Genomic DNA, 24,280 nt, shown 5'->3' with positions numbered 1-24,280 from the left:
CAACGCACGGAACCCCCGCGGACACCAGGTCCGCGGGGGTTCCGCGTTGTTGCGTGGTGCGGGGGCGTGCGCCGCCCGCTCCGCCGTGCCTTACTCGGCGAGGGCGGCCTCGGCGTCGAGGGTGGCGCCGACGGCCTGCAGGACGGCCGCGATCTTGACGGCCTCCTGGATCGTCTCGCGCTCGACACCGGCCTTGCGCAGCACCTGCTCGTGCGAGTCCAGGCACATGCCGCAGCCGTTGATGGCGGAGACGGCCAGCGACCACAGCTCGAAGTCGACCTTGTCCACGCCGGGGTTGCCGATGACGTTCATCCGCAGACCGGCGCGCAGGTTGCCGTACTCCGGGTCGGAGAGCAGGTGGCGCGTCCGGTAGAAGACGTTGTTCATCGCCATGATGGCCGCGGCCGACTTGGCGGCGGTGTACGCCTCGGCGGAGAGGTTCGCCTTCGCCTCCGGCTCCAGCTCGCGCAGCACCTTGGGGGAGCGCGAGGCGATCGCGCAGGCGAGCACCGTGCCCCACAGCTGCTGCTGCGGCAGGTCGGAGTTGCCGATCACCGAACCGAGGTTCAGCTTCAGGTCCTTGGCGTAGTCCGGAACGGCGGACTTGAGGTCATCGAGAGCCATGGGTGTCACTCACCAGCCAGCAGGGCGACCGGGTCCAGGGTGTCCTCGCCCTTGCTCCAGTTGCAGGGGCACAGCTCGTCGGTCTGCAGGGCGTCCAGGACCCGCAGGACCTCCTTGGGGTTACGGCCGACGGAGCCGGCGGTCACCATGGTGAACTGGATCTCGTTGTTCGGGTCGACGATGAAGACGGCGCGCTGCGCGAAGCCGTCCTCGCCCTCGATGCCGAGGTCGCGCATGAGCTCGTGCTTCGAGTCGGCGAGCATCGGGAAGGGCAGGTCGGTCAGGTCCGGGTGGTCCTTGCGCCAGGCGTGGTGCACGAACTCGGAGTCGCCGGAGAAGCCGAGGATCTGGGCGTCACGGTCGGCGAACTCGTCGTTCAGCTTGCCGAACGCGGCGATCTCGGTCGGGCACACGAAGGTGAAGTCCTTGGGCCAGGCGAAGACGATCTTCCACTTGCCCTCGTAGGTCTTGTGGTCGATCTGCCCGAACTCCTTGCCCTTCTCCAGCGAGACGCAGGCGGTCAGGTCGAACTCGGGGAACTTGTCACCAACAGTGAGCACGCGCTCTCCTTGTTACAAGAAAGTCCCTTGTGGGGCGCTTTCTGGTCTTTCCTTGAGGCTTGGACGGGATCCACAGTGCCACAGCAGGCATTGATCAGGGAAATAGTTAGACTTGTAGATGTTGATCGGAGGCGGTTATCAGTGGCATCCCCCACGAACCCCGGCGGGCGGCCCCGCCAGCCCAGCCTGGCCCAGCTGAGGGCCTTCGCCGCGGTCGCCGAGCACCTGCACTTCCGGGAGGCGGCGGCCGAGATCGGCATGAGCCAGCCCGCGCTCTCCGGAGCCGTCTCCGCGCTGGAGGAAACCCTGGGTGTCCAGCTCCTGGAGCGTACGACCCGCAAGGTGCTGCTCTCGCCGGCGGGGGAGCGGGTGGCGGTCCGCGCCCAGGCCGTCCTGGACGCGGTCGGCGCGCTGATGGAGGAGGCGGAGGCGGCCCGCGCGCCGTTCACCGGCGTGCTCCGCCTCGGCGTCATCCCGACCGTCGCCCCGTATCTGCTCCCCGCCGTCCTGCGGCTGGTCCACGACACCTACCCGGAGCTGGACCTCCAGGTGCACGAGGAGCAGACCACCTCGCTGCTGGACGGACTGGCGCACGGCCGGCTGGACCTGCTGCTGCTCGCGGTGCCGCTCGGCGTCCCCCAGGTCACCGAAATCCCGCTGTTCGACGAGGACTTCGTGCTGGTGGCCCCGAAGGAGCACTGGCTCGGCGGGCGCGGCGACATCCCCCGCGCGGCCCTGAAGCAGCTCGACCTGCTGCTGTTGGACGAGGGGCACTGCCTGCGCGACCAGGCGCTGGACATCTGCCGCGAGGCGGGCCGGGACGAGAACACACCGGTGACGACGAGTGCGGCCGGGCTCTCCACGCTGGTGCAGCTGGTGGCCGGCGGTCTGGGAGTAACTCTCCTGCCGCGTACGGCACTTCGCGTCGAAACCGCCCGCAACGACCTTCTGACCACGGGCTACTTCGCCGACCCGGCACCTTCTCGGCGGATCGCCCTGGCCATGCGCAGCGGCTCGGCCCGGCAGCCGGAGTTCGAGGAGTTCGCGGCGGCGCTGCGGGGGGCCATGCGGGGGTTGCCGGTGCGGGTTGTGGAGGGGTGAGGGTCAGTGGCGTGAGGTGCGGCGCCTGGAATCTTCCAGAATCTGCGCGACATCGAGGGTGACGGTGCCCCCGATCGATTCCGGAAGCGTGACCTTCTCTCCCGCTACATGGATGCGGTGAACGGCGTAGCCGTCCTCCATGGGCTCGGTGAGGACGTGGAGGCGCTCGTGCTTGCGGTCGACGATCACGTACACAGGGACGTTCGCGGATCCGTAGGCGGCGACCTTCTTACGCAGGTCGTTGGTGTAGTTCCCGGACGTGACTTCAAGGACCAACCGGAACACCGCTGGATCGCAGCACTCGAACTCCACGACGTGTTCGTCGAAGTCGGCGTCGACTACAGAGAGATCGGGAATGGCGTAATCCGCCGGACCGTCCGGTAGCCACAGCCCAACGCCTTCGAGGATTTCGGTCTCGCCGCCGTCCAATCCTGCTGTCATGAATGGGCGCCTCAGGCGGCTCAGCCCCAGCGCATGGCCGGGATCCGAGGGGAGGGTCACGGTGAGAACGCCTCCGAGAATCTCGACGCGGTACCCCGGAAGCTGCTCCATGAGCTGGTCGGCCTGCTCAAGGAGCGTCAGCGGCTTGTGGGCCGGCGCGTAGGGACGCTCGACAGCTGCCGCGGACATTGCGTGCCTCCCATGGGCTGGTGTCGAGACCATCATCGTAGGCAGAGGTGGCCGTTCTCGTCCCGTACGACAATGTTCATTCGTTCGGGGACAGTCACTCCGTGCGCAGGCCGTCCGGCCGCATCATCCGCCACAGCGGCGGCAGGCTCAGGGCGGTGACGAAGAGGATGACGCCGCCGCCGATGGCGGTCATGCCGGCGACCACCGGCCAGTCGACGATCACGTCGCTGCCGATGATGGTGAGCAGCAGGGAGCCCAGGGCCAGTCCGCAGGACAGCGCCAGGGCCAGGCCGAGGGCGACCGGCAGGGCGGTCTGCCACAGGACGGACCAGCCCAGGGTGGCGCGGCGGGTGCCGTACGCGTCGAGGGTGGAGAGCAGCCGGCGGCGTTCGTAGAGCTGCTCGACGGTGGAGATGATCAGGCCCGCGCCGATCAGCAGCAGGGTGACGACCGCGCCGATGAAGATCGTGGTGCGGATGCCGTCGTACTGCCGGTCGTGCGGGTTGTCGATGGAGGAGCCCTCCGTCATCGTCGGGTCGATCCGGGCCGCGGTGTTGCGGATGTGCTCGACGGCGTCGGGGGTGTCGCGGTCGAAGCGGACGAGCGCCTCCACGCTGGGCCTGGTGAGCCGGTTCGGGTCGAGGACCGAGGGGGTCAGGAGCAGGTCGTAGTAGAGGCGGTGGCCGTCCTGGAGCGGGGCGAGCTGGGCGGCGCGGGCGGACGGCGGAACCGTCCAGGGGCGGGGGGTCGGGGCGGGCTCGTCGTAGTCCGGCGGGTTGAGGTTGATGGTGGCGCCGGGGGTGAGGCCCCTCTCGGTGCCGGAGTCCCGGTGGCCGTCGGTGACGAAGGCGTCGCCGTCCCGGCAGGACGGCAGGTGGGCCACCTTGCGCAGCTCGGCGCAGGTGCCGACGCCGATGATGCCGGGGAGGTCGCGGCCGGTGTCGTGGTCCGGGGTGGGCATCCGGCCGGCGTTGGCGTCGAGGAGGCCGCGGGCAGTGGTGACCCCCGGGGTGGCGCGCAGCGCGCTCAGCAGTCGTTCGGTCTGCTGCCAGCTCGCCCCGTTGCCCCACAGGCTGATCTGGGGCACCCGCCCGGACTCGGCGTACGCGGCGGCGTAGCCGGCCTGTGAGCCGGTCATCAGCATGTGGATGGCGACGGCGCCGGCCAGCGCGACGGTGATGCCGCTGACCGCGCGGGTCGCCGGGCCGCTGCTCAGCTGGAGCCGGCGGACCGCCAGCTGCCAGGTGACCGGGCCGCCGCGCAGCCGGCCCACGACCCGGTCGACCAGCCAGGGCAGCAGCGCGGTGACGCCGAACAGCAGCAGCGCGGAGCCGCCGGCGAGGCAGCCGGCGGCGAGCGGATCGTCGATCGGGCCCTGCCGGATGGCCATCGGGACCAGCAGGGCCGTGCCGGCGACCGGCAGCGCGACGCGCCACCACAGCCGGCGGCGGACCGGTGGGCGGTTGCGGACGATGCCGAGCGGCTCGACGGTGACGCCGCGCTGGGCGACCAGGGTGACCAGGACGGCGGCGGTCGGCACCAGGACGGCGATCAGCAGCGCGGCGAGCGGGCCGGGGGTGACGTCCGAGGGGTAGACGTTGATGTCCCACAGGGTGATGGACGGGGCCAGCAGACGGCCGGCGAGGAACAGCGCGCCGCCGCCCAACAGCCCGAGCAGCGAGCCGAACAGCACCTCGCCGGAGGCGATCCGCCGGGTGGTGCGGACGTCGGCGCCGACCAGGCGGAGGGCGGCCAGGCGGCGCTCCCGGCGTTCGTTGCCGAAGCGCACGGAGGTGCCGATGAAGACCATCACCGGCGTCATCAGCGCCACACACGTCATGATCACCAGGACCAGGCCGGGCGTGGTCAGCGGCCGTGGGTCCCAGCTCTTGCCGAAGCGGTCGATGCGGTAGCCGGTGAGCTCGCTGAGGGCGTCGCTGTGCGCGAGGTAGGTGAGTTCCCGCGGGCCCTTCAGGCCCTCGTCGCCGATCACGCCGACGACCCGGTAGCTGCTCAGGCGGGCGCGCAGCAGTGCGTTGTCGGGGGCGGCCAGCAGGTCCTTCAGGGCCGGCGAGACCACCATCTCGCCCGGGCCGGGGAGGTGTCGCATGCCGGGCGGCGCCGGCGGGTGCGCGCCGTCCGGGCGGACCAGTCGGCCGCGGATGGCGGTGCCCCGGAAGACGGTGTCCGTGTGGGCGTACAGGACGGTGCGGTCACTGCGCGGCGGCGGGTGCGCCTGGCCGAGGTTCTCGCGGGCCTTCTCCCGGCCGTGCCAGGCGTTCATCAGGGTCGGGGCGGAGGCGCAGAACAGCAGCACCGCCACGCCGAGGGCGACCCCGGCGGCGGTCAGGGCGGTGCGGATCCAGCCCTCCCGCCCGCCGCCGGCCGCGAACCGCATGCCCATGGCGAGGTCGCGGGCCCAGCGGGCCGGGCCGGTGCGCGGGGGCGCGGGCGGCGGTGCGGGTACGGCGGTGTCCCGCTCGCCGTGGGGCCGCGAGCGGAGCAGGGTCATATCCGGCCCGCCATGTCCTTCACCCGGCCGTCCCGGACGACGATCTCCCGGTCGGAGTAGGCGGCGACCCGGGCCTCGTGGGTGACCAGCACCACGGCCGCGTTGGTGTCCCGGGCGGCGTTGGTCAGCAGCGTCAGCACCCGCTCGCCGTTGAGGGAGTCCAGGGCGCCGGTGGGTTCGTCGGCGAAGATCACCCGCGGTCGGGTGGCCAGCGCGCGGGCGACCGCGACCCGCTGGCCCTGGCCGCCGGAGATCTCTCCGGGGCGCTGCCCGTCCACGCCGTCGACCTCCAGCTGCGCCAGCCAGTCGCGGGCCTCTCGCTCGGCGTCCTTGCGCCTGGTGCCGTTCAGCCGCAGCGGCAGCGCGACGTTCTCCAGGCACGTCAACTCCGGGACGAGCTGGCCGAATTGGAAGACGAATCCGAAGTCGGTGCGGCGCAGCGCGCTGCGCTGGGCGTCGGTCAGCTCGGTCAGGGCGTGCGTGCCGTAGCGGACGGTGCCGGAGTCGGGGCGGACGATCCCGGCGAGGCAGTGCAGCAGCGTCGATTTGCCGGACCCGGAGGGGCCCATGACGGCGACCACCTCACCGGGGTGGATGGAGAAGTCGGCGCCGTCCAGCGCGGGCGTGGGGCCGTACGCCTTGCGCAGCCCCTCCGCGGCGAGCAGGGATCCCTCGGGCGTCATCCGCCGACCGCCTCCGCCAGTTTGTCCAGGCGGGCGGCGGTCAGCTCCAGCCAGCGCAGATCGGCTTCCAGGTGGAACAGCGCGTGGTCGCAGATCAGCTGGTCGGCGAGGTCCCCGGCGCGCTTGCGCTCGGTCAGGCCGCGCATCAGCCGCAGGTGCTCGGCGCGCTGGGTGTCGAGGAGTTCGGCGGCGTCCCGGTCGGTCATCAGGGCCAGGACGACCTTGGTGTAGAGCGTGGACTGGAGGTAGGGCTCGGGCTTCTCCGGCCGGGCCAGCCACTGGGCGACGTCGGTGATCCCGGCGTCGGTGATGGCGTACCGCTTACGCTCCGGGCCCGCCCCGGCCTCCACGCCGTCCACCTCGACCAGGCCGTTCTTCAGCAGCCGGGACATCGTGGAGTAGACCTGCCCGTAGTGCAGCGGGCGGTCCTGCCCGAAGTGCTCGTCGAAGGCCCGCTTGAGGTCGTAGCCATGGCGGGGGCCGGACTCCAGGAGGCCCAGCAGCGTATGACCGATTGACATGGCGACCACCTTACTCGGGGCTGTAACGCTGGTGTATACGCACGTGGTATACCGGCTCGCTCTGCGGGGGAGGTGCGGGGCGGCGGCGGTGCGGGGCGGTCGCCGCAGATTTCTGCCGGCGACCGCCCCGCACCGCGTGCGCTCACTCCGTGCGCAGCCCGTCCGGCCGCATCAACCGCCACAGCGGCGGCAGGCTGAGCAGCGTCACCACCAGGACGAGGGCGCCCCCGGCGGCGGTCAGCGGCCAGACCACCGACCAGTCGAAGGTGGTCTTCCCGGCCATCCGCAGCAGCGCCAGGCCCAGCCCGGCGCCGCCGGCCACCGCCAGGGCCAGCCCCAGGGCCACCGGGACGGCGGTCTGCCACAGCACCGACCAGGCCAGCGTGGCCCGCCGGGTGCCGAAGGCGACCAGGACGGACAGCAGCCGGCGGCGCTCGCGCAGCTGCTCCAGCATCGTCACCAGCATGCTGGCGGCGATCAGGGCCAGCATCGCGGTGGCGGCTGCGAGCAGACCGGTGCGCAGGCTGGTGAACTGCTTGTCGCGGGCGGTGTTCTGGAGCGTGAGGACCCTCGTCTGCGGGTCGATCCGGGCCGCGGTGTTCCGGACGTGCTCGACGGCGTCCGGGACGCTCGGGTCGATCTTGACCATGGCGCGGGCCGTCGGACGCTCCAGCAGTTTCAGGTCCAGGGCGCCCGGGGTGACCATGAGGCCGAAGACCGCTTGTCCCGTGGGGTCCTTACGGGCCTCGACGGTGCGGGCCGACGTCGGGATGGTCCACAGCCGGGGGTGGGGCGGCGGTCCGCTCCTTCCGTCGTCCTCTGCGAAGTCCACCGTGGCGCCGGGCCGAGCGACCTCGGTGATGTAGTCCTCGTCGACCGTGCCGGTGCTGTCCTTGACGACGAAGACATCGCCGTCCTTGCAGGGGCCGGTGCGTGCCAGTTCGCTCAGGCTGGGGCAGTCGCCGACGCTGACCAGCGTGCCGGGCCGGAACTCCTCACCCTTGCGGAGCGGACCGGGCCGGCGGGCGGACGAGCCGATGGACGCGATGACGCCCCGGACGCCCTCGGTCGCACGGAACTCGCTGATCATCTTCCGGATCGCGCCGATGTCGTGGGACGGAAGCATGGTCCGCAGCTGCGCCCGGCTCGGGTCCTGTCCGGTGACCTTCATGAAGTCGCCCTGGATGGCGGAGAAGAACAGCTGGAGCGCGATCGCCCCGGCGACCGCGACGGTGATCCCGCTGACCGCGCGGGCCGCCGCACCCCCGCTGAGCTGGAGCCGCCGCACGGCCAACTGCCAGGGCACCGGCCCGCCCCGGAACCGTGCCACCGCCGCGTCCACCGCCCACGGCAGCAGCAGCGTCACACCCACCAGGAACAGCGTCGCGCCGCCCGCCACCAGATACGGATTGACCTCGCCGTCGCGCCCGCCGACCCGCCCGTTGAGCAGCATCAGCGCCAGCCCCGCCAACGGGAACGGCAGTCGCCACCACAGCCGGCGCCGGCGCCCGGCACTGTCGCGTGCCACGCCCAGGGGCTCGATGCTGACCCGGCGCAGCGCGAAGAGCGTGACACCGATCGCGGACAGCGGTACGGCGAGCAGGACCAGCGCCGCCAGACCCGGGACCGGCGTCACATCGGACGGGAAGGCGTTGATGTCCCAGACGGTGACGTCGGCGACGAACTGCCGGGCCACCACGAACAGGCCGGCCCCCACCAGCAGCCCGCACACCGCTCCGAACAGCGCCTCACCGGCCGCCATCCGCCTGGTCGCCCGGGTGTCGGCGCCGATCAGCCGGAGCGCTGCCAGCCGACGGTCCCGGCGCTCGCCGCCGAACCGGACGGCCGTGGCGATGAAGAGGGCGACCGGCATCAGCATCACCACGCAGCCCACGATCATCAGTGTCAGGAGCAGCGGGTCCAACGGATCGCTCTTGACGAGCGCGCCGAAACGGGCGATCCGCCAGCCCCCGTCATCCGTGGTGAGCGTGGCGCTGCCGGCGTAGTAGAGGAGCTCGCCGGGCCCGATCAGCCCGGGTTGGGTGATCGTCCCGACGTCCTTGAAGTGCAGCCGCTCCCGCAGCAGTCGGCCCTCCGGCGAGCCGAGCAACTCGCGCAGGGCGGGGGAGACCACCATCTCGCCCGGCCCCGGCAGCGCGCTCACCCCGGGTGGGGTGGGCGCCTGGTCGCCGTCGGGCCGCAGCAGCATTCCCCGTACGGGATCGCCGCGGAAAACGGTGTCCGCCGCCGCCTCGACCAGCGTCGCCGCCGACGGCGCCATCGCCTCGCTCTCCAGCTCCATGGGAAGCCGGGCCTCGCCGCGCTGCGTGCGCGACTCCATCATGGTCGGTATCGACGCGGCGCCCAGCAGCACCAGCACGCCGAGCCCCACACCGAGCGCGGTGAGCAGGGTGCGGATCCACCCCTCGCGCCCGCCGCCGACCGCGAACCGTACCCCCATGCCGAGGTCCCGGGCCCAGCCGCGCAGCCCGCCCCCGGCGGTCGTCGTGTCGGTGCTCACGCCGCGCCCGCCGTCTCCCGGGCGATGCCGTCCCGCACCACGACCTCGCGGTCGGCGTAGGCGGCGACCCGGGCCTCGTGGGTGACCAGTACCACGGCCGCGTCGGTGTCCCGGGCGGCGTCGGTCAGCAGGCCCATCACGCGCTCGCCGTTGAGGGAGTCCAGGGCGCCGGTGGGTTCGTCGGCGAAGATCACCCGCGGTCGGGCGGCCAGCGCGCGGGCGATCGCGACCCGCTGGCCCTGGCCGCCGGAGATCTCCCCGGGCCGCTTGGTCGCGACCCCGTCGACCTCCAGACGCGTCAGCCAGTCGCGGGCCTGCCGCTCGGCGTCCTTGCGCCTGGTGCCGTTCAGCCGCAGCGGCAGGGCGACGTTCTCCAGACAGGACAACTCCGGGACGAGCTGGCCGAATTGGAAGACGAACCCGAAGTCGGTGCGGCGCAGCGCGCTGCACCGCGCGTCACTGAGCTCGGTCAGGGTGTGCGTCCCGTACCGGACGGTGCCGGAGTCGGGGCGGATGATCCCGGCGAGGCAGTGCAGCAGGGTCGATTTGCCGGACCCGGAGGGGCCCATGACGGCGACCACCTCACCGGGGCGGATGGCGAAGTCCGCGCCGTCGAGCGCGGGCGTCGGGCCGTACGCCTTGTGCAGCGCACGGGCTTCGAGCAGGGAACCGGCCGGGGTCATACACGGGCCTCCGGGAGTACGGGCAGGGCATGGCAAGGGCAGGGCGCGCCGATGGCGGCGCCGTCCCATGAGCACGACCGAACTCTACATGAGGTGTATACGCGGTATGTATAGACGGGGTTTCTAGTGGCGGTGGGTCACGCCTCCGCCCGTCACCGGAAACCCCGTCGTCCGACCGTCGCCCCCGGAAGGCGACGCCCCGCGCCGACTCACTCCGCCGGTCCGTCCGTCCCGTCCTCCGGCTCCCGTCGCTTGGGCGGGCGCCCCCGGCGGGGCGGGGCGCCCGCGCCCCGCGGCAGCCGTCCGGCGTCGGACAGGGCCTTGCGGAGCAGGAACTCGATCTGCGCGTTGGCGCTGCGGAGTTCGTCGTCGGCCCAGCGGGTGAGGGCGTCGTGGAGGAGCGGGTCCAGCCGCAGCAGCACCTGCTTGCGCTGCTGCGGCCGGCGGCCGGCGGGCCGTTCGCGGTCCGCGCCGGCCCCCTGGGGGCTGTCGGTGCTCACTGGTAGAGCGAGCCCGCGTTCAGGACGGGCTGGGCGGCGCGGTCGCCGCACAGCACCACCATCAGATTGCTGACCATGGCGGCCTTGCGCTCCTCGTCCAGCTCGACGATGCCCTGCTCGTTGATGCGCTCCAGGGCCGACTCGACCATGCCCACCGCGCCCTCGACGATCTGCTGGCGGGCCGCGACGACCGCGCCGGCCTGCTGGCGCTGGAGCATCGCGGAGGCGATCTCCGGGGCGTAGGCGAGGTGGCTGAAGCGGGTCTCGATGATCTGCACGCCGGCGGCCTGCACCCGGGCGGTCAGCTCCACGGCGAGCTTCTCGGTGATCTCCTCGGCGTTGCCGCGCAGCGAGAGGTCGCCCTCGTCGTGCGCGTCGTAGGGGTACTCGATGGCGATGTGCCGGACGGCCGCCTCGGTCTGGGTGGCGACGAACTCCAGGAAGTCGTCGACCTCGAAGAGCGCCTGGGCGGTGTCCTCGACCTTCCACACGACGATCGCGGCCAGTTCGATCGGGTTGCCGTAGGCGTCGTTGACCTTGAGGACCGAGGTCTCGTGGTTGCGGATCCGGGTGGAGATGCTGCGGGCCGAGGTGAGCGGGTTGACCCACCGCAGGCCGTCGTTGCGGATGGTGCCGACGTACCGCCCGAAGAGCTGGATCACCCGGGCCTCGCCGGGCGCGACCATCTTCACGCCGGTCATGCAGAAGAGCGAGCCGACCAGGAGCAGGATCCCGACGAGCACCAGGGGGATGGCGGCCGCCTTGTTGCCGTTGTTGCCGGTGATGCCGCCGACGACGATCACGACGACGCCGAGGGCGACGCCCAGGACGGTCAGCAGCAGGGCCAGTCCGCCCGGGATGCTGTGCGCGGCACGCTCGCGGACCTGCGGCGCCGGCATCTCCGGGGCGTCCGCGGAGGCGGCGGGTGTCGGGGTGGCGGGTGTCGTATCGGTCATGGGGTCCCCGTTTCTCGGTTGACGCGCGCCGCGGCACGTGATGTGTGCCGCAGTGCATGCTTTCGCTGGTCTAGCAAAGTGATATCACTTTAACGTGCTGGCCTGCTGGGGTCCACCGGGATTTGGCCAGGTGCCGCGAGGGTTGCGTTCCTTCCTCGTGCTGTATGTCACGTAGGGAAAAGCCTTGGTCGATGAGTATTTGTTGTCAGTTGCGGTGTTAGCTTCAACAGCTGAGTTATGCCGGGGGCGGAACGACTGGAGTTGCACGAGCGATGGGCCGAGCGAACGCGAGGCGGGCGCGGCAGGGCGGCGCCCGCCAGGCCGGAAAGAACGAGAAGAAGTCCGGCATACGCCGCCTCTTCACCTGGAAGAAGATCCTCGGAACCGTCCTCGGCATCTGCCTGTTGGGCATCCTCGGCTTCGTCGGGCTCTACCTCTACGTGGACGTCCCGGCCGGCAACAAGGAAGCCAAGCTCCAGAGCAACGTCTTCAAGTACGCGGACGGCTCGGTCATGGCGCGGGTCGGCCAGGTCAACCGTGAGACCGTCCCGCTGAGCCGGATACCCAAGGAAGTCCAGCACACCTTCGTCGCCGCCGAGAACAAGACGTTCTACGACGACTCCGGCGTGGACCTGAAGGGCACCCTCCGCGGCGTCATCAACACTCTGAGCGGCAAGGGCAAGCAGGGTGGCTCGACGATCACTCAGCAGTACGTCAAGAACTACTACCTGAGCCAGGAGCAGACGGTCTCCCGCAAGCTCCAGGAGATCGTCATCTCCCTCAAGGTGGACAACAAGTTCAGCAAGGACGACATCCTCGCCGGCTACATCAACACCAGCTTCTACGGCCGCGGCGCCTACGGCATCCAGGCCGCCGCGCAGGCGTACTACGGCGTGGACTCCGACAAGCTCACCGTCGCGCAGGGCGCCTACCTCGCCTCGCTGCTGCAGGCGCCCAACCAGTACGACTGGGCCATCGCCTCCGACGCCGGCAAGCAGCGGGTCCAGGAGCGCTGGGCGTACACGCTCGACAACATGGTCGAGATGAAGTGGCTCTCGCCCGAGGAGCGCGCCAAGCAGAAGTTCCCGGTGCCCCAGCCGCCCAAGCCGCTGCCCGGTCTGACCGGCCAGGCCAGCTACATCATCGACGCGGCCAAGAAGGAGCTCTTCGCCCAGGGCGTCGACGAGAACGAATTTGAAGCCGGCGGGTGGACGGTCACCCTCGGCATCGACAAGAAGCGGCAGAAGTCGCTGGAGGGCGCGGTCAAGCAGAAGCTCACCGAAGACCTCAAGCCCGACAGCCGCTCGGTCGACCGGGACGCCCAGCTCGGCGCCGCCTCGGTGGACCCCAAGACCGGTTACGTCGTGGCGCTGTACGGCGGTGCGGGCTACCCCAAGCACTACACCAACAACGCCACCCGCTCCGACTACCAGCCGGCCTCCACCTTCAAGCCGATCATCCTGGCGTCGGCCATGGAGAACCACGCGGTCACGCAGGGCGGCGTCCCGATCACCCCGAACGCGATCTACGACGGCCGCAACCGCCGTCCGGTGGTCGGCGGCACCAAGCCCTTCGCCCCGCCGAACGAGGACGAGCACACCTACGGGCGGATCACCGTCCAGACCGCGACCAACAACTCCGTCAACTCCGTCTTCGCGCAGATGGGCGCCGACGTCGGCCTGGACCAGGTCAAGAAGACCGCGGTCAGCCTGGGCATGAACGGCGCCAAGATGGACGTGCAGCCGGCCATGACGCTGGGCACCATGGGCGCCAGCCCGCTCCAGATGGCCGGGGCGTACGCCACGTTCGACAACCACGGCACGAAGGTCACCCCGACCATGGTCGTCAAGGCCGTCCACACCCAGGACGGCGTCGACAAGGAGGTCAAGCTCCAGGACCCGATCGGCGACCAGGTGCTGTCCCGGAAGACGGCCGACACCCTCACCTCCGTGCTGACCGGCGTGGTCGACGACGGCACCGCGTCGGAAGCGGTGAAGAACACCGACTACAAGGCGGCGGGCAAGACCGGTACCTCCGACGACAACAAGTCGGCCTGGTTCGTGGGCTACACGCCCAAGCTGGTCACCGCGGTCGGCATGTTCGGCGAGTCGCCCAACGGCGGCAAGCAGGTCACCCTCAAGGGCACCGGCGGCGGCGGCCGGGTCAACGGCGGCGGCTACCCGGCCCGGGTCTGGGCCGACTACACCCAGGACGCGGTCGGCGACGGCGCCGGCGGCGACTTCAGCCTGGAGACCGACATGGGCGCCGCGGTGCCGCCGCCCAGCATCCCGACGCCGACCCCGTCCGCGCCGGTCACCCCGACGCCGACCCCGACGCCGAGCCGTACGCCGTCGGGCCCCCCGACGCCGACCGGTACTCCGTCGGACAGCGGGACCGACCGCCCGACCGGCCGGCCCACGCCGCCGACCGGCGGCACCGCGGGCGGCCCGCCGAACGGCGGCACCACCGGAAACGGGGGCACCACAGGCAACGGCGGGACCACTGGCAACGGCGGGACCACCGGCAACGGAGGCACCACCGGCACTCCTGGTGGGGCCAACGGCGCCGGCGGCAACACCGTGCCGAACTTCGGCAACTGACCCGCCCGGTCACCCGGCACCACAGCGGCCCGCGCCCCCACGGGGGTGCGGGCCGCCGCGTTCCCCGCGGGGATCAGCCGCCGTCGACCTTCTTGGCGATCCGGTCGCCGAGGACCCCGCCCGATCCCGGACGAGGTCCTCCCGGAGCATGCCGGTGCGGCCGGCTCAGCGCCGCGTCCCCGGCGGCATCGACAGCTCGAACCAGACGACTTTGCCCATGCTCAGCCGGGTCGCGCCCCACCGCCGGGCCATCCGGTTGACCAGGTACAGCCCCCGACCGCCCTCGTCGGACGGCCGGGCCTGCCGCAGCCGCGGCAGCTGCGGCACGTCGTCCCCGACCTCGCAGCGCAGCACGTCGGTGCGCAGCAGCCGCAGCGTCACCGGCCGCTCGGCGTACCGCACCGCATTGGTCACCACCTCGCTGACCAGCAGCTCCAGCTGATCGGACAGCTCGTCCAGGCCCCAGCGGGCCAGCGCCCGCCGGGCCAGCCGGCGCGCCTGCCCGGCCGTCTGCGCCTTCGGATCGAGGTACCAGTACGCCACGTCGCTCGGTGCGATCCCGTCGAACCGGGCCGCCAGCAGCGCGATGTCGTCATCGCGGTCGCCGGGCCCGAGCATGTCCAACACCTCGTCGCACAGCGGCTCCAGCGGCGGCGGATTGGGCCCGGTCAGCCGGGCCGTCTCGGCCAGCCGCTCGCGCAGCTGCTCGATGCCGGTCCACACGTCCCGGATCCGCGACTCCACCAGGCCGTCGGTGTACAGCACCAGCGTGGCGCCCGCCGGGGCGTCCAGCTCCACCGCCTCGAAGTCCACCCCGCCGACGCCGATCGGCGCGCCCGGCGGCACCCGCAGCACCTCCGCGCGCCCGCCGCGGTGCAGCATCACCGGCGGCGGATGCCCGGCGTTGGCGACGATGATCCGGTGCGCCACCGGGTCGTAGACCGCGTACAGGCAGGTCGCCATCCGGTCCGAGCCCAGCCGCTGGGCCTGCTCGTCGAGGTGGTGCAGCACCTCCTGCGGCGGCAGGTCCAGTCCCGCCAGGGTCTGCGCGGTGGTTCGCAGCTGGCCCATGATCGCGGCCGAGGTCATCGAGTGGCCCATCACGTCGCCGACCACCAGCGCCACCCGGCTGCCCGGCAGCGGGATCGCGTCGTACCAGTCGCCACCGACCCGGGCGGTCTCCGCGGCCGGCAGATAGCGGCTGGCCAGCCGCACGCCGGTGGGCTGCGGCAGCGAGTCCGGCAGCATGGTGCGCTGCAGGGCGTCGGCGATGTACGCCTCGCGGCCGTAGAGCACCGCCTTGTCCACGCCCAGCGCGGTGTGGGTGGCCAGCTGCGCCGCCACCAGCAGGTCGTCCGGCTCGAACGCCGGCCGGTCCGGGCGGCGCAGGAACACCGCCGCGCCGATCACCCGCCGGCGCCCGCGCAGCGGCGCCAGGATCACCCGGTGGCCGCCCGGCAGCCGGGTGTCCGGACCCAGCAGCTCCGGCAGTGCGGTCCGTGCCGCCTGCGCCTCGCCGAACAGCGGCCGGACCCCGCGCAGCACCTCCGCCAGCGGACCGCCCGGCCGCACCTCGGCCAGTTCCGCGGCGCTGCCGCCCATCGCCGGACCCAGATCCGGCTGTGCGGGCAGCACCGGCAGCCGCAGCCCGTTGGTGTCCGGCTCCTCCGGGATCCGGTCGGTACGGCGCAGCCGCAGCACCACCGGGCCGGTCGGCCGCTCGTCGCCCACCGGCAGCGGATCGCGCAGATAGACCAGGATCGCGTCGGCGAAGGTCGGCACCGTCGCCCGGCACAGCCCCAGCACGATCTCGTCGAGGTCGATGCCGCGGGCGATCCGCCGGGTCGCCGCCCCGATGAACCGCAGCCGGTCGCCGCTCGCCTGCCGCGCCGCGGTCACCTCGCTGCTCTCGCCGGGGTGCGCCGACCGCGCGGGCGGCACCACGGGCGGATGCGGCGGCCCCGCCGGAGGCGGCAACTCCGCATCGGCCGGACCGGATCGCCCGCCGCCCCGGGCACCCGGCGGCCCCGGCGGCAGCCCGCCGGCGCCCGGCTCACCGCCGTGCGCGCAGGCCGCCCCGTCGCCCTCGCGGGGGCGCCCGACACCCGCACCGCCGGGGCGCGGCTGTGCATGCCCCGGCTCCTCGCCCGGCTCCGGCGCCCCGGCGCGATCCACCGCGCCCTGCGCCACCGGCCGGCCCGCGCGTACCGCCGCGCGCTCCGCGCCCGACTCCGTATCCGGCCGTCCCTCCGCGGGCATGGCCACCTCCCCGTACGGGCCGTACGAGCCTCCGTACGACCCGGTGTATCCACCGTAGGAACTGTCGCGGGGCGCGCGGGCGGCGCCGTACGCCCGTGCGCCGTCACCGGCCGGGCCGTGGTCGGCGGCCGGCTCGGCGTCCCCCTGCCCGGCCGGCGGCCCCGCGGAGGCCGTGGCGGCCCACGTGCCGGTCGCGCCGCCGAGGCCGTTGTCGTCACCCCCGCGCACGGCGAACCCCGTACCCGGCGCCGGATCGTGGCCGGTGCCGACGGGCTGCTGGAGGGCGCTGCGCGGGTCGGGTACGCCGCCGAGCGGCGCCGTCCCGGCCGTCCCCGCAGCAGGGGATGCCGAGGACGCGGCGGTCGGGGCCGACTGCCGCGTTTCGTGGGAGGTGGGATGCTCCGTCACGCGTGGGATTCCATCCGTCCGGGGCTGGCGCCGGCGCGCCGCGTTCGGTGCGCGCCGCCCGAGCGGACGCGCCTGACGCGGTGCGTCTCAAGCGCGTCGCAGGTGCAGGAAGAGCTGGATTTCGGGTGGTACGTCCGTACTCGCCGGGGCATACGCATACGAGTCCTCCCCGACGATGTCGAAACCCGCGTCGCACACGACCCGGCGCAGGTCGTCCCGCAGATATCCCGATACCCGGATCATGCTGCCGAGGAACGGAATGGGGAAGTCGTCGATATCGCCCTCGACCATTGCCAGGGCCATCAGCCCGCCGGGGCGCAGGAGGTCGTGCAGCATGCCCAGGGCACAGGGGATTTCCGCACGGGGCATCATCAGCAGTGAGAAATAGGCGGTGATTCCGTCGAAGGAACCCGGTCCGCCCAGCCGGCCACCGCGCAGATCGGCGATGTCCAACCGGTGGAATTCGGCACCAGGGGCGTTCGCCCGGGCCAGTTCGACCATCCCGGGGGAGAGGTCGATTCCCACGACCCGGTGGCCCGCGTCGCAGAGTTGACGGGCGGTCGGCAGTCCCGTACCGCATCCGGCGTCGAGGATCCGTGACCCGGCCGGCAGTTCCCCGCTCAACCATACGCCCGAGGCGATCTGGCCTTCCTTATGCGGAAAAGCCGTTTCGTACTGGTTCCCGATCGCGTCGAACGCCTCGGCCTGTCCGGCCCGGTCGAGTGCTAACCGATTCAGGCCCTCGTACGTGTCGTAGCTTGTCGCGCTCACGACCTCGCCCCTCCTGCGACCGCGGTCAAGTTCGTTTTCCCGTTCTGGAGTTGCGCCTGTGCAGTCTTGCGGAGGACGATCCTACGTTTGAAGGCCCAGGGCGCAGCAAGGGGGCTGGGTACCGCTTCTCGTCCGGCGGGAACCCCGGGGGCACCCGGCGGGAAACAGCTTTGCCCATAGGCGCACCTTTCCACCGTTCGCTCCCTTCACTCTCTTCCTGCTGTTCTTTTCGCGTTTGCAACCTCACGGCAGCAAATGATCTGGCAGGCGTTCCCAGTCCTCCGGAAGCGCGGGAACCTCCCAGGCCGGATCGGGCCGCCAATCCTCCCAACCGTCGGCGAACGGCCCGCCCCACGTCGCGATCTGTGCGACCGCGGCGCGTCCGGCGGCTCTGACCTCGGACACCTGCGCGTCCGTCATCAGCCCGTCCCGCCGTGCCTGTGCGAACTCGTCCTCGTCCCGCCACTCCCAGCGCCGGTCCGGATAGACGCAGATGTCGAGAAAATGGTCGAGCGAGTCGATTCCGCCCGACCAACGGCGGCGCGGCTCCTCCAGATTGACGTACCAATTCTTGAAGTGCCAGCCGCTCTCCCAGAACAGCCAGACCGACCACGGATCTTCCGGCCGGGCCAGCTTCAACACACCGCTGCCGAACCACTGGTCACGCAGCGTCCGCCGCGGTTTGGTGTAGCGGGTGGCGAGCGGCTCGCGGTGCACCGGCGTCCCGTCGGCGAGCACCGGCTTGATGCACGGTGTGCCCGGTGCCATCCACACCGCGAGCAGCTCCTCGGTGTCCTGCACAACGGTCATCGGACGACAGATGTGGAACCGGCGGGGATCGCCGTTGTCGCGATAGCGCCACAGGATGTGGTCCCCGGGGGCCCAGCGCCCCCGCTCGGCCGCCGTCTGCCCCGCCCCGGCCGTCGGCCCGGGCACACCGGCCGTCTCGCCTTCCGTCGTCTCCACCATGTCCGCTGTCATGCGCAGATCTTAGGGGCGTCGCGTTACGCGCGCGGTGACATGCGCCGCACCCGTGGTTACGGAGGCGATGACGGCGAGCGTTACGGATGGGTCATCCGCAGCACGTCCAGCGCCTCGTCGAGCTGTTCCACCGTGAGCAGACCGCGCTCGACGTAACCGCTTTCGACCACCACCTCCCGGATCGTCTTGCGCTCCGCCAACGACCGCTTGGCGACCTTCGCGGCCTCCTCGTAGCCGAGGTACTTGTTCAACGGCGTCACCACCGACGGCGACGACTCGGCGTACTCCCGGGCCCGCCCCACATTCGCGGTGATCCCGTCCACCGTCCGATCGGCCAGCAACCGCGACACATTGCTGAGCAGCCGCACCGACTCCAGTACGTTCCGGGCGATCACCGGCAGCATCACGTTCAGCTCGAAATTGCCGGCCGCCCCGGCCGTGGCCACCGTCGCGTCGTTGCCGGTGACCTGCGCGGCGACCATCAGCACCGCCTCCGGAATCACCGGGTTGACCTTCCCCGGCATGATCGACGAGCCGGGCTGGAGATCCGGCAGATTGATCTCGGCGAGCCCCGTACGCGGCCCCGACGCCATCCACCGCAGGTCATTGGCGATCTTCGTCAGCCCGACCGCGATGGTCCGCAACTGACCGCTGGTCTCCACGATCCCGTCCCGCGCCCCCTGCGCCTCGAAGTGATCGCGGGCCTCGGTCAACGGCAGCCCGGTCGTCCGCGCCACCTCGGCGATCACCGCCGCCGAGAACCCCGGCGGCGTATTGATCCCCGTCCCCACCGCCGTTCCCCCCAACGGCAGTTCGGCCAGCCGCGGCAACGAAGCACGCAACCGCTCGACGCCGTACCGCACCTGCGCCGCGTAACCCCCGAACTCCTGCCCCAACGTCACCGGCGTCGCGTCCATCAGATGCGTCCGCCCCGACTTCACCACCTCGGCGAACTCCGTCGCCTTCCGCTCCAGCGCCGCGGCCAGGTGCTCCAGCGCCGGAATCAGGTCGTTCAGGACGGCCGACGTCGCCGCGATATGGATCGACGAGGGAAAGACGTCGTTGGACGACTGGCTCGCATTGACGTGATCGTTGGGGTGCACGTCCCGCCCCAGCCGCTCACCGGCGAGGGTCGCGATCACCTCATTGGCGTTCATGTTCGACGACGTCCCCGACCCCGTCTGGAACACGTCGATCGGGAAGTCCTCGTCCCACCGCCCCTCGGCCACCTCGGCCGCCGCCTCCGCGATGGCCTCCGCGACGTCCTTGCCCAGCACGCCCAGCTCGGCATTGACCTTGGCGGCGGCCCCCTTGATCCGCGCCAGCGCCTCGATGTGCGCCCGCTCCAGCCGCTGCCCGGAAATCGGGAAATTCTCCACGGCCCGCTGGGTCTGGGCCCGCCACTTGGCATGCGCCGGAACCCGCACCTGGCCCATCGAGTCGTGCTCGATCCTGAATGCGCTGTTTTCGCTCATGTCTATGACAGTGCCCGCGCCCGGGGATCTGTTCCCGGATCCGCCGATCCAACGCACCCAACGGGCGCACCGGGGGCATGCCACGGGCCCGGCTCGGGGAGCCGGGCCCGCAACGACGCCGCCGAGCGGTCACACCGCGACATCACCGACCGGGCCCGAACACCGCCCGGCCGTGCACGGCGACCGTCATGAACACTGCTGGGCGTACTTCACCTGGTACGCGTCGGCGGCCTGGTACTCCGCCTTCGCCTTCGCGTTGTACTGGGCGACCTTGTCCTGGTCCGGGTTCGCCTTGCTGGCCTCCACCTTGGCCAGCCCCTGGTACTTGTCTCCGGCCTCCGCGTGCTGCCGGATCGCAGCCCGGATGCTGTCGCACTGCGCGCTGCTCGCGGCCGCCGGCGCGGCAGTGGCGGGAACGGCCCCGGCGACGGTGATGCCGGCGACCGCCAAGGTGGTGACGGCCGCGGCCAACGAGCGACTGATCTTGCGCATGATTCGCTTCCCCCTGTACATGGTGGTGGTGTGCCCGACGGTCATGCACCGGTCGTCCGGCCATGACCCACGGTCAGGTTCGACGGCACGTCCTTGGTCGAGGACTGCCACTCGCACACGTTACCGATCTTGCAAGGGTTCCGTGCCCAGGATGCGCCAGCCGCTCACGCCCGCATGGCATCGACGAAGGCCGCCCAGGCACGGCCGGAAAACACCAGCACGGGCCCCGCAGGATCCTTACTGTCCCGAACGGGGACCACGCCGGGGCGGCCGGCTGCCACTTCTACGCAGTCGCCACCCGCCTGATTGCTGTAGGTGGACCTGCGCCAGACGGTGGCGCTCAGATCGAGGCGGGACGCGTTCACCACGGTAGGTGCCCTCCATCACGGATCGGATCACGTCGAGCGACATATGCGGCGGAAGGGCCAGGCCCCCGAGCCGTTCATAGGCCACACGGTACGCCTTCACCTCCTCCGGCTCCTCGGTGAGTTGGCCGTGGTCGGCGCCTTCGAGATATGCGGCATCGCAGCCGTCCGGCATGGTCAGGATCGTGAGGGAACCACCCATCGCCTCGTGCTTGCCGCTGCTGAACGGCAGGACCTGCAACGTGACGCGTGGATTGTCCGCGGCTTCCAGCAGCCGTGCGAACTGCGCCCGCATGACGGCCGGTTTGCCGACCGGCCGCATCAGCACAGCCTCGTCGAGGACCACCAACAGTTCAGGGCTGTCCGGCTGCTCAAGCCGGGCCTGCCGTCCCAGCCGGGCGGCCACCCGTTCCGCCAATTGCTCGTCGGAGACCAGTGTGCGGTCGAGGCTGAGCAAGTCCCGCGCATACTCCTCGGTCTGGAGCAGACCCGGCACGACGGCCGCCATGTACTGCCGGATGGCGAGCGCTCGTTCCGACAACGCCATGAACTTCCGCGACCAGTCCGGAAACGTCTCCCGGTAGACGTACGGCCAGAGGTCGACGAGCAAGCCGTCCGCCCCCACCGCCTCGTCCAACGCCCGGGCCAGCTCCAGCGTCGGCTTGGCACCTGTGCGCCGCTCGACCTGGTTGATGCGCGTGCTGTGCGTGCGCACGCGGCGACCCAGCGCATCCTGTGTCAGCCCGGCGGCGCGCCGGAGTTTCCGCAGCCGTGTCCCGAACAGCGCCGCCATCGATGACGCCGGATCAATTTCCTTGGCCACGGCCTCACTTCCCATTCTTACGTCTGTAGGAATCAGCACTCACTCCCTTCTCAAGGTTACGTCGGAGAGCAACGATGGGAACACGGAAAGTAACGATCCGCTGAAAGTTAGGGGCATCCCACGACGGAACCCGGCAGCCGCCCTCGCCACCCACGGGACAGCACCAACACCCCCCACCGAACAGGAGCGTCATCCATGGCCACGACCGCCGGCCACACCTCACCGGGCCCGCGATCCCGGCAATCGCTGATGACCCTGCGCGTCTACACCACGACCCGCGACGGCATCGTCGTCCAGGAACGCGCCCAGATCCACGTCGTCGCCGGCGACCGCTTCGACCTCTACGGCCTCTCCCAGGCATGGCCACCGTGCAGGTGCCCCCGCCATCGGCGGTGTTAGCTTCCCGTCGCCATGGCGCGACCAATGCCGCGATGATCACCCGAAGGGCGTGGCAGGCCCTTCGCTCTCGCCGTGGAGTCTCCCCGCGCTGGACGCGGGTGGGGTGGCGGCGTCCGCCCTCGCCCTCTCCGTTCGCGTGCTTGTGTCGAGCGGGATGGATGGTGGCTCGTCGAACGTGATGCTCCGCATCAAGTTGACCAAGTCGTTGCAGTACTCGCCCCAGTGCTCCTCGCTAGGGGTGGTGAAGTTAATGCAGACGAGGCACTGCTGCTGACTCTCGCTCCCCTGTGGGACGGGCAGATAAGCCTGCATTTCCGCCATCGGCAGCTCCAGTTCCTCGTTCAACGGCGATGCTTCAGCGGGTAGTTGGAGGTGAATCCGGCTGGCACAGTGAAGTGCAATGCTAACTCCCAGGCCGGTCGTGCGGCGGGCTCGTTGGGGGCAAGGGTGGCGGTGGAGGGGGCGGAACCCAGAAGCGCGCTGCTTCCTGTCGTCGGAAGTCATCGAGTAGTTGCCGATTCTTCTGTTGACGACGCTTGGCGCAACGAGGGCCGAGAACGGCCCCGATCACGAAGAGGGCTCCGAGGGCGCATGAGCCTGCGCTGACAACTGCTGATCCGCGTGCAGCCAAAGTCATCGAGAAGCAGACGACGGCTCCAAAAATGCACGTAACGACCACCTGGGCGGGGTGCCACCCTTCGTGCGCCCTGGCATTCCGTACTGCCCTTGCTGCACGCAACGGGGTGACCAGAGAGGGGTCGTCCGCCCGGGCGGACGACCGGGCATGGGCTGTCACCGCGCGCCAACTTCCGGTCGCCTGCACACGGGCCATTGCCGCCTGGGCGCGACGGCGAGAGCCGGGGCTGTCATCGCGCGTGAAACTCAACCGGATCGCTCCACGCCCTCGTATTTCCTCGGCGTGGAGGGCGTAACCCAGTTCCATGGCGATCCAGGTGATGTGGTCGACGCGATGTGCTGTGAATCCGGTGAGGTCGATCTCGACGGTCGGTCTCCCGTCGAAACCCGCGGCTATGGCCTCGTCATCCATAAGGCATCATCATCCATCGCTAGCGACGCTATCCTTTTCGCTTCCCTTGTTCCATGCGTTCTCAAGCGCCGGGAGTAAGGGCCCAAATCCCATCTCAATGACCTGCCGTGGATTTTTTGGCAGAAAGTTGTCGAACACGGAGGGGTCGCCGAAAAGGCCGGCAACGGAATCGACGAGACCGAAATTCGAGGCCCCGTCCGCAGTCCGACTCCGGAGTATGGCAGTGCCCAGCTTGCCGCCGACACGAGCACCAGCGGCAAGGGGAACCAAACCCAGTGAATCTTGCGCCAGTGTGCGGTTCGAAACCACGTCTTCACCGCCGGCTGCGCGAGCTACCCCGTGCAGGGCAAGTGCCCCGGCCGAGAACACGGACGACGCGACCCCGATCTCCGCCGCCAGCGGGACATTGCCCAGCAAGCTCACGCCAATGCCTACCGTGCCCACCAAAGCGCTGACAGTGGACAGGACGTCTCCGATCGCCGCGATTGCGTTGGCGTGTTCCTGGACCCAGTGCCCGACCAACCGGAAGAGGGCCTCGTGGTGACGGTTCCGGCGAGTTCCTCGTGCTGGCTGCGGATGTTGTTGGCTGAGGAGACGATGCCGGCCAGTTCCTCGCGTGCCGCGCCGAGTTCGTTGAGTGCCGCGCTGTAGCGCTGCTTGGCGTCCGCGGCCTCCTCGTCGGTCATTCCGATTCCGCCGAAACGGAAGAGGTTCAGGTCGTCGTTCTTCTCGGCCCGTTCGGCGCGTTGGCGGGCGGTCTTGGCATCGGTTTCGTACGAATGCGCCTTGGACTGCATGGCGCTCAGCTCGGTCTGCCATTTCTGTAGCACGCCGTGTGCCAACGCGAAGCTCTTGCCGGCGTCCTCCAGCAGCGCGGGAAGCGCCCGGGTCGTGGCGCGGAACGCGTCCGCGGCGTCGCCGCTCCAGCCGCCTTCGTCGATATGGCGCAGGGTGTCCGATGCGCTGGTGATGTTCTTTTGGGCGCGGTTGAGGTCCTCGACCAGGTCGCTGACCGCCTGGGGGACACCGGGGGCCGGATTGAACCGCAGTCCGGGAAAGTTGCCGTTGTCCTCGTACGGGTCGCCGCCGCCGTATCCCCACAGCTGCTCACCGAGCGACACTGCTGATTACCCCCATTGCCGTTGGTCGGATTCCGAGTTGTGCGCGAGGCGTGATACGTGGGGTGAGATCTCCGGTGGTCGCGCTCCGCAGATCACCGCCCGCGTGTTTCATGGACTCCTTGAAGTGGTCCAGGCGCGTCGCCAGGGAACCCAACTCCTCGACGTCGACCGTGAATTGCCCTGCCCCCGACACCCGTTCCGCCGCCTTGACATGTCGTCATCGGCCGCGTGGCCGGCGAGAGTAACA

23 protein-coding genes are annotated in these 24,280 nt (G+C 70.8%); 3 read left to right on the top strand and 20 right to left on the bottom strand.

Going from position 1 to position 24,280, the window contains the following annotated elements:
- Positions 1–90: 90 nt before the first annotated feature.
- Both MOV08_RS16130 and MOV08_RS16125 read right to left on the bottom strand, forming a co-directional pair.
- Positions 91–624: an alkyl hydroperoxide reductase gene (locus MOV08_RS16130; protein ID WP_018536447.1), complete on the bottom strand. Its 534-nt coding sequence runs from the start codon at positions 622–624 to the stop codon at positions 91–93.
- Between the two features lie 5 nt (positions 625–629).
- A complete protein-coding gene (locus MOV08_RS16125; RefSeq protein ID WP_067347329.1) occupies positions 630–1,184 on the bottom strand; it encodes a peroxiredoxin in 555 nt (184 codons plus the stop codon).
- Positions 1,185–1,325: 141 nt separating this feature from the next.
- Here MOV08_RS16125 and MOV08_RS16120 point away from each other — a divergent pair, with 141 nt between their 5' ends.
- Positions 1,326–2,285 (top strand): hydrogen peroxide-inducible genes activator, encoded by a 960-nt coding sequence (locus MOV08_RS16120; RefSeq protein WP_073443682.1) that lies wholly within the window; start codon positions 1,326–1,328, stop codon positions 2,283–2,285.
- A 3-nt stretch (positions 2,286–2,288) separates the two neighbouring features.
- Here MOV08_RS16120 and MOV08_RS16115 read toward each other — a convergent pair whose 3' ends face one another.
- The 8 genes from MOV08_RS16115 to MOV08_RS16080 all read right to left on the bottom strand — a co-directional run bounded on the left by MOV08_RS16115 (position 2,289) and on the right by MOV08_RS16080 (position 11,291).
- Positions 2,289–2,915: a Uma2 family endonuclease gene (locus tag MOV08_RS16115; protein ID WP_275307837.1), complete on the bottom strand. Its 627-nt coding sequence runs from the start codon at positions 2,913–2,915 to the stop codon at positions 2,289–2,291.
- A 94-nt stretch (positions 2,916–3,009) separates the two neighbouring features.
- Positions 3,010–5,427, bottom strand: a complete 2,418-nt coding sequence (locus MOV08_RS16110; protein WP_275307836.1) for an FtsX-like permease family protein — start codon at positions 5,425–5,427, stop codon at positions 3,010–3,012.
- Entirely contained in the window at positions 5,424–6,110 is a 687-nt protein-coding gene (locus MOV08_RS16105) for an ABC transporter ATP-binding protein (RefSeq protein WP_039633186.1), read from the bottom strand. Before MOV08_RS16105 ends, MOV08_RS16110 begins: the two co-directional genes overlap by 4 nt.
- Positions 6,107–6,631: a PadR family transcriptional regulator gene (locus MOV08_RS16100; RefSeq protein ID WP_039633184.1), complete on the bottom strand. Its 525-nt coding sequence runs from the start codon at positions 6,629–6,631 to the stop codon at positions 6,107–6,109. Before MOV08_RS16100 ends, MOV08_RS16105 begins: the two co-directional genes overlap by 4 nt.
- Positions 6,632–6,773: 142 nt before the next feature.
- Positions 6,774–9,092 (bottom strand): FtsX-like permease family protein, encoded by a 2,319-nt coding sequence (locus MOV08_RS16095; RefSeq protein ID WP_275311795.1) that lies wholly within the window; start codon positions 9,090–9,092, stop codon positions 6,774–6,776.
- 56 nt (positions 9,093–9,148) lie between these two features.
- Positions 9,149–9,835, bottom strand: a complete 687-nt coding sequence (locus MOV08_RS16090; protein ID WP_275307835.1) for an ABC transporter ATP-binding protein — start codon at positions 9,833–9,835, stop codon at positions 9,149–9,151.
- Between the two features lie 209 nt (positions 9,836–10,044).
- The gene (locus MOV08_RS16085; protein ID WP_039633180.1) at positions 10,045–10,335 is read right to left on the bottom strand and encodes a type II toxin-antitoxin system antitoxin; all 291 of its coding nucleotides are present in this window, start codon (positions 10,333–10,335) and stop codon (positions 10,045–10,047) included.
- Complete coding sequence (locus tag MOV08_RS16080; protein WP_275307834.1) at positions 10,332–11,291, bottom strand: SPFH domain-containing protein; 960 nt, start codon at positions 11,289–11,291, stop codon at positions 10,332–10,334. Before MOV08_RS16080 ends, MOV08_RS16085 begins: the two co-directional genes overlap by 4 nt.
- Positions 11,292–11,563: 272 nt before the next feature.
- Here MOV08_RS16080 and MOV08_RS16075 point away from each other — a divergent pair, with 272 nt between their 5' ends.
- The gene (locus MOV08_RS16075; protein ID WP_275307833.1) at positions 11,564–13,891 is read left to right on the top strand and encodes a transglycosylase domain-containing protein; all 2,328 of its coding nucleotides are present in this window, start codon (positions 11,564–11,566) and stop codon (positions 13,889–13,891) included.
- Between the two features lie 165 nt (positions 13,892–14,056).
- Here MOV08_RS16075 and MOV08_RS16070 read toward each other — a convergent pair whose 3' ends face one another.
- From MOV08_RS16070 to MOV08_RS16040, 7 genes are all read right to left on the bottom strand, one after another.
- Complete coding sequence (locus MOV08_RS16070; protein WP_275307832.1) at positions 14,057–16,558, bottom strand: SpoIIE family protein phosphatase; 2,502 nt, start codon at positions 16,556–16,558, stop codon at positions 14,057–14,059.
- Positions 16,559–16,645: 87 nt separating this feature from the next.
- The gene (locus tag MOV08_RS16065; protein WP_275307831.1) at positions 16,646–17,329 is read right to left on the bottom strand and encodes a class I SAM-dependent methyltransferase; all 684 of its coding nucleotides are present in this window, start codon (positions 17,327–17,329) and stop codon (positions 16,646–16,648) included.
- Positions 17,330–17,572: 243 nt separating this feature from the next.
- A complete protein-coding gene (fomD, locus tag MOV08_RS16060; RefSeq protein ID WP_420834165.1) occupies positions 17,573–18,310 on the bottom strand; it encodes a cytidylyl-2-hydroxypropylphosphonate hydrolase in 738 nt (245 codons plus the stop codon).
- A gap of 80 nt (positions 18,311–18,390) precedes the next feature.
- Positions 18,391–19,785: a class II fumarate hydratase gene (locus MOV08_RS16055; protein ID WP_073443668.1), complete on the bottom strand. Its 1,395-nt coding sequence runs from the start codon at positions 19,783–19,785 to the stop codon at positions 18,391–18,393.
- 186 nt (positions 19,786–19,971) lie between these two features.
- A complete protein-coding gene (locus tag MOV08_RS16050; protein WP_275307830.1) occupies positions 19,972–20,277 on the bottom strand; it encodes a hypothetical protein in 306 nt (101 codons plus the stop codon).
- Positions 20,278–20,441: 164 nt separating this feature from the next.
- Positions 20,442–20,558 (bottom strand): DUF397 domain-containing protein, encoded by a 117-nt coding sequence (locus MOV08_RS16045; RefSeq protein ID WP_239010055.1) that lies wholly within the window; start codon positions 20,556–20,558, stop codon positions 20,442–20,444.
- Positions 20,515–21,435, bottom strand: a complete 921-nt coding sequence (locus MOV08_RS16040) for a helix-turn-helix domain-containing protein (RefSeq protein ID WP_275311793.1) — start codon at positions 21,433–21,435, stop codon at positions 20,515–20,517. Before MOV08_RS16040 ends, MOV08_RS16045 begins: the two co-directional genes overlap by 44 nt.
- A 225-nt stretch (positions 21,436–21,660) precedes the next feature.
- Here MOV08_RS16040 and MOV08_RS16035 point away from each other — a divergent pair, with 225 nt between their 5' ends.
- Complete coding sequence (locus MOV08_RS16035; RefSeq protein ID WP_039633164.1) at positions 21,661–21,864, top strand: hypothetical protein; 204 nt, start codon at positions 21,661–21,663, stop codon at positions 21,862–21,864.
- Between the two features lie 36 nt (positions 21,865–21,900).
- Here the strand turns inward: MOV08_RS16035 and MOV08_RS16030 are convergent, their stop codons facing one another.
- From MOV08_RS16030 to MOV08_RS16020, 3 genes are all read right to left on the bottom strand, one after another.
- Positions 21,901–22,209: a hypothetical protein gene (locus tag MOV08_RS16030; protein ID WP_039633162.1), complete on the bottom strand. Its 309-nt coding sequence runs from the start codon at positions 22,207–22,209 to the stop codon at positions 21,901–21,903.
- 712 nt (positions 22,210–22,921) lie between these two features.
- On the bottom strand, positions 22,922–23,335 hold the full coding sequence (locus MOV08_RS16025; RefSeq protein WP_275307829.1) for a hypothetical protein: 414 nt from the start codon (positions 23,333–23,335) through the stop codon (positions 22,922–22,924).
- Between the two features lie 8 nt (positions 23,336–23,343).
- Positions 23,344–24,033 carry a putative T7SS-secreted protein gene (locus MOV08_RS16020; protein ID WP_275307828.1) on the bottom strand — a complete coding sequence of 230 codons (690 nt, stop codon included), beginning with the start codon at positions 24,031–24,033 and terminating at the stop codon, positions 23,344–23,346.
- Between the last annotated feature and the right edge of the window lie 247 nt (positions 24,034–24,280).

Source organism: Streptomyces yunnanensis (genome assembly GCF_029011865.1).
GTDB classification, from domain to species: Bacteria; Actinomycetota; Actinomycetes; order Streptomycetales; family Streptomycetaceae; genus Streptomyces; species Streptomyces yunnanensis.
The sequence above is the reverse complement of the archived record's forward strand: the minus strand, read 5'-3'. Positions and strand labels throughout refer to the sequence as shown.

Coding starts and splice junctions, on each gene's coding strand:
- MOV08_RS16130 (WP_018536447.1), bottom strand. CDS start 624: ATGGCTCTCGATGACCTCAAGTCCGCCGTTCCGGACTACGCCAAGGAC.
- MOV08_RS16115 (WP_275307837.1), bottom strand. CDS start 2,915: ATGTCCGCGGCAGCTGTCGAGCGTCCCTACGCGCCGGCCCACAAGCCG.
- MOV08_RS16110 (WP_275307836.1), bottom strand. CDS start 5,427: ATGACCCTGCTCCGCTCGCGGCCCCACGGCGAGCGGGACACCGCCGTA.
- MOV08_RS16105 (WP_039633186.1), bottom strand. CDS start 6,110: ATGACGCCCGAGGGATCCCTGCTCGCCGCGGAGGGGCTGCGCAAGGCG.
- MOV08_RS16100 (WP_039633184.1), bottom strand. CDS start 6,631: ATGTCAATCGGTCATACGCTGCTGGGCCTCCTGGAGTCCGGCCCCCGC.
- MOV08_RS16095 (WP_275311795.1), bottom strand. CDS start 9,092: ATGGGGGTACGGTTCGCGGTCGGCGGCGGGCGCGAGGGGTGGATCCGC.
- MOV08_RS16090 (WP_275307835.1), bottom strand. CDS start 9,835: ATGACCCCGGCCGGTTCCCTGCTCGAAGCCCGTGCGCTGCACAAGGCG.
- MOV08_RS16080 (WP_275307834.1), bottom strand. CDS start 11,291: ATGACCGATACGACACCCGCCACCCCGACACCCGCCGCCTCCGCGGAC.
- MOV08_RS16075 (WP_275307833.1), top strand. CDS start 11,564: ATGGGCCGAGCGAACGCGAGGCGGGCGCGGCAGGGCGGCGCCCGCCAG.
- fomD (WP_420834165.1), bottom strand. CDS start 18,310: ATGACAGCGGACATGGTGGAGACGACGGAAGGCGAGACGGCCGGTGTG.
- MOV08_RS16055 (WP_073443668.1), bottom strand. CDS start 19,785: ATGAGCGAAAACAGCGCATTCAGGATCGAGCACGACTCGATGGGCCAG.
- MOV08_RS16050 (WP_275307830.1), bottom strand. CDS start 20,277: ATGCGCAAGATCAGTCGCTCGTTGGCCGCGGCCGTCACCACCTTGGCG.
- MOV08_RS16040 (WP_275311793.1), bottom strand. CDS start 21,435: ATGGCGGCGCTGTTCGGGACACGGCTGCGGAAACTCCGGCGCGCCGCC.
- MOV08_RS16035 (WP_039633164.1), top strand. CDS start 21,661: ATGGCCACGACCGCCGGCCACACCTCACCGGGCCCGCGATCCCGGCAA.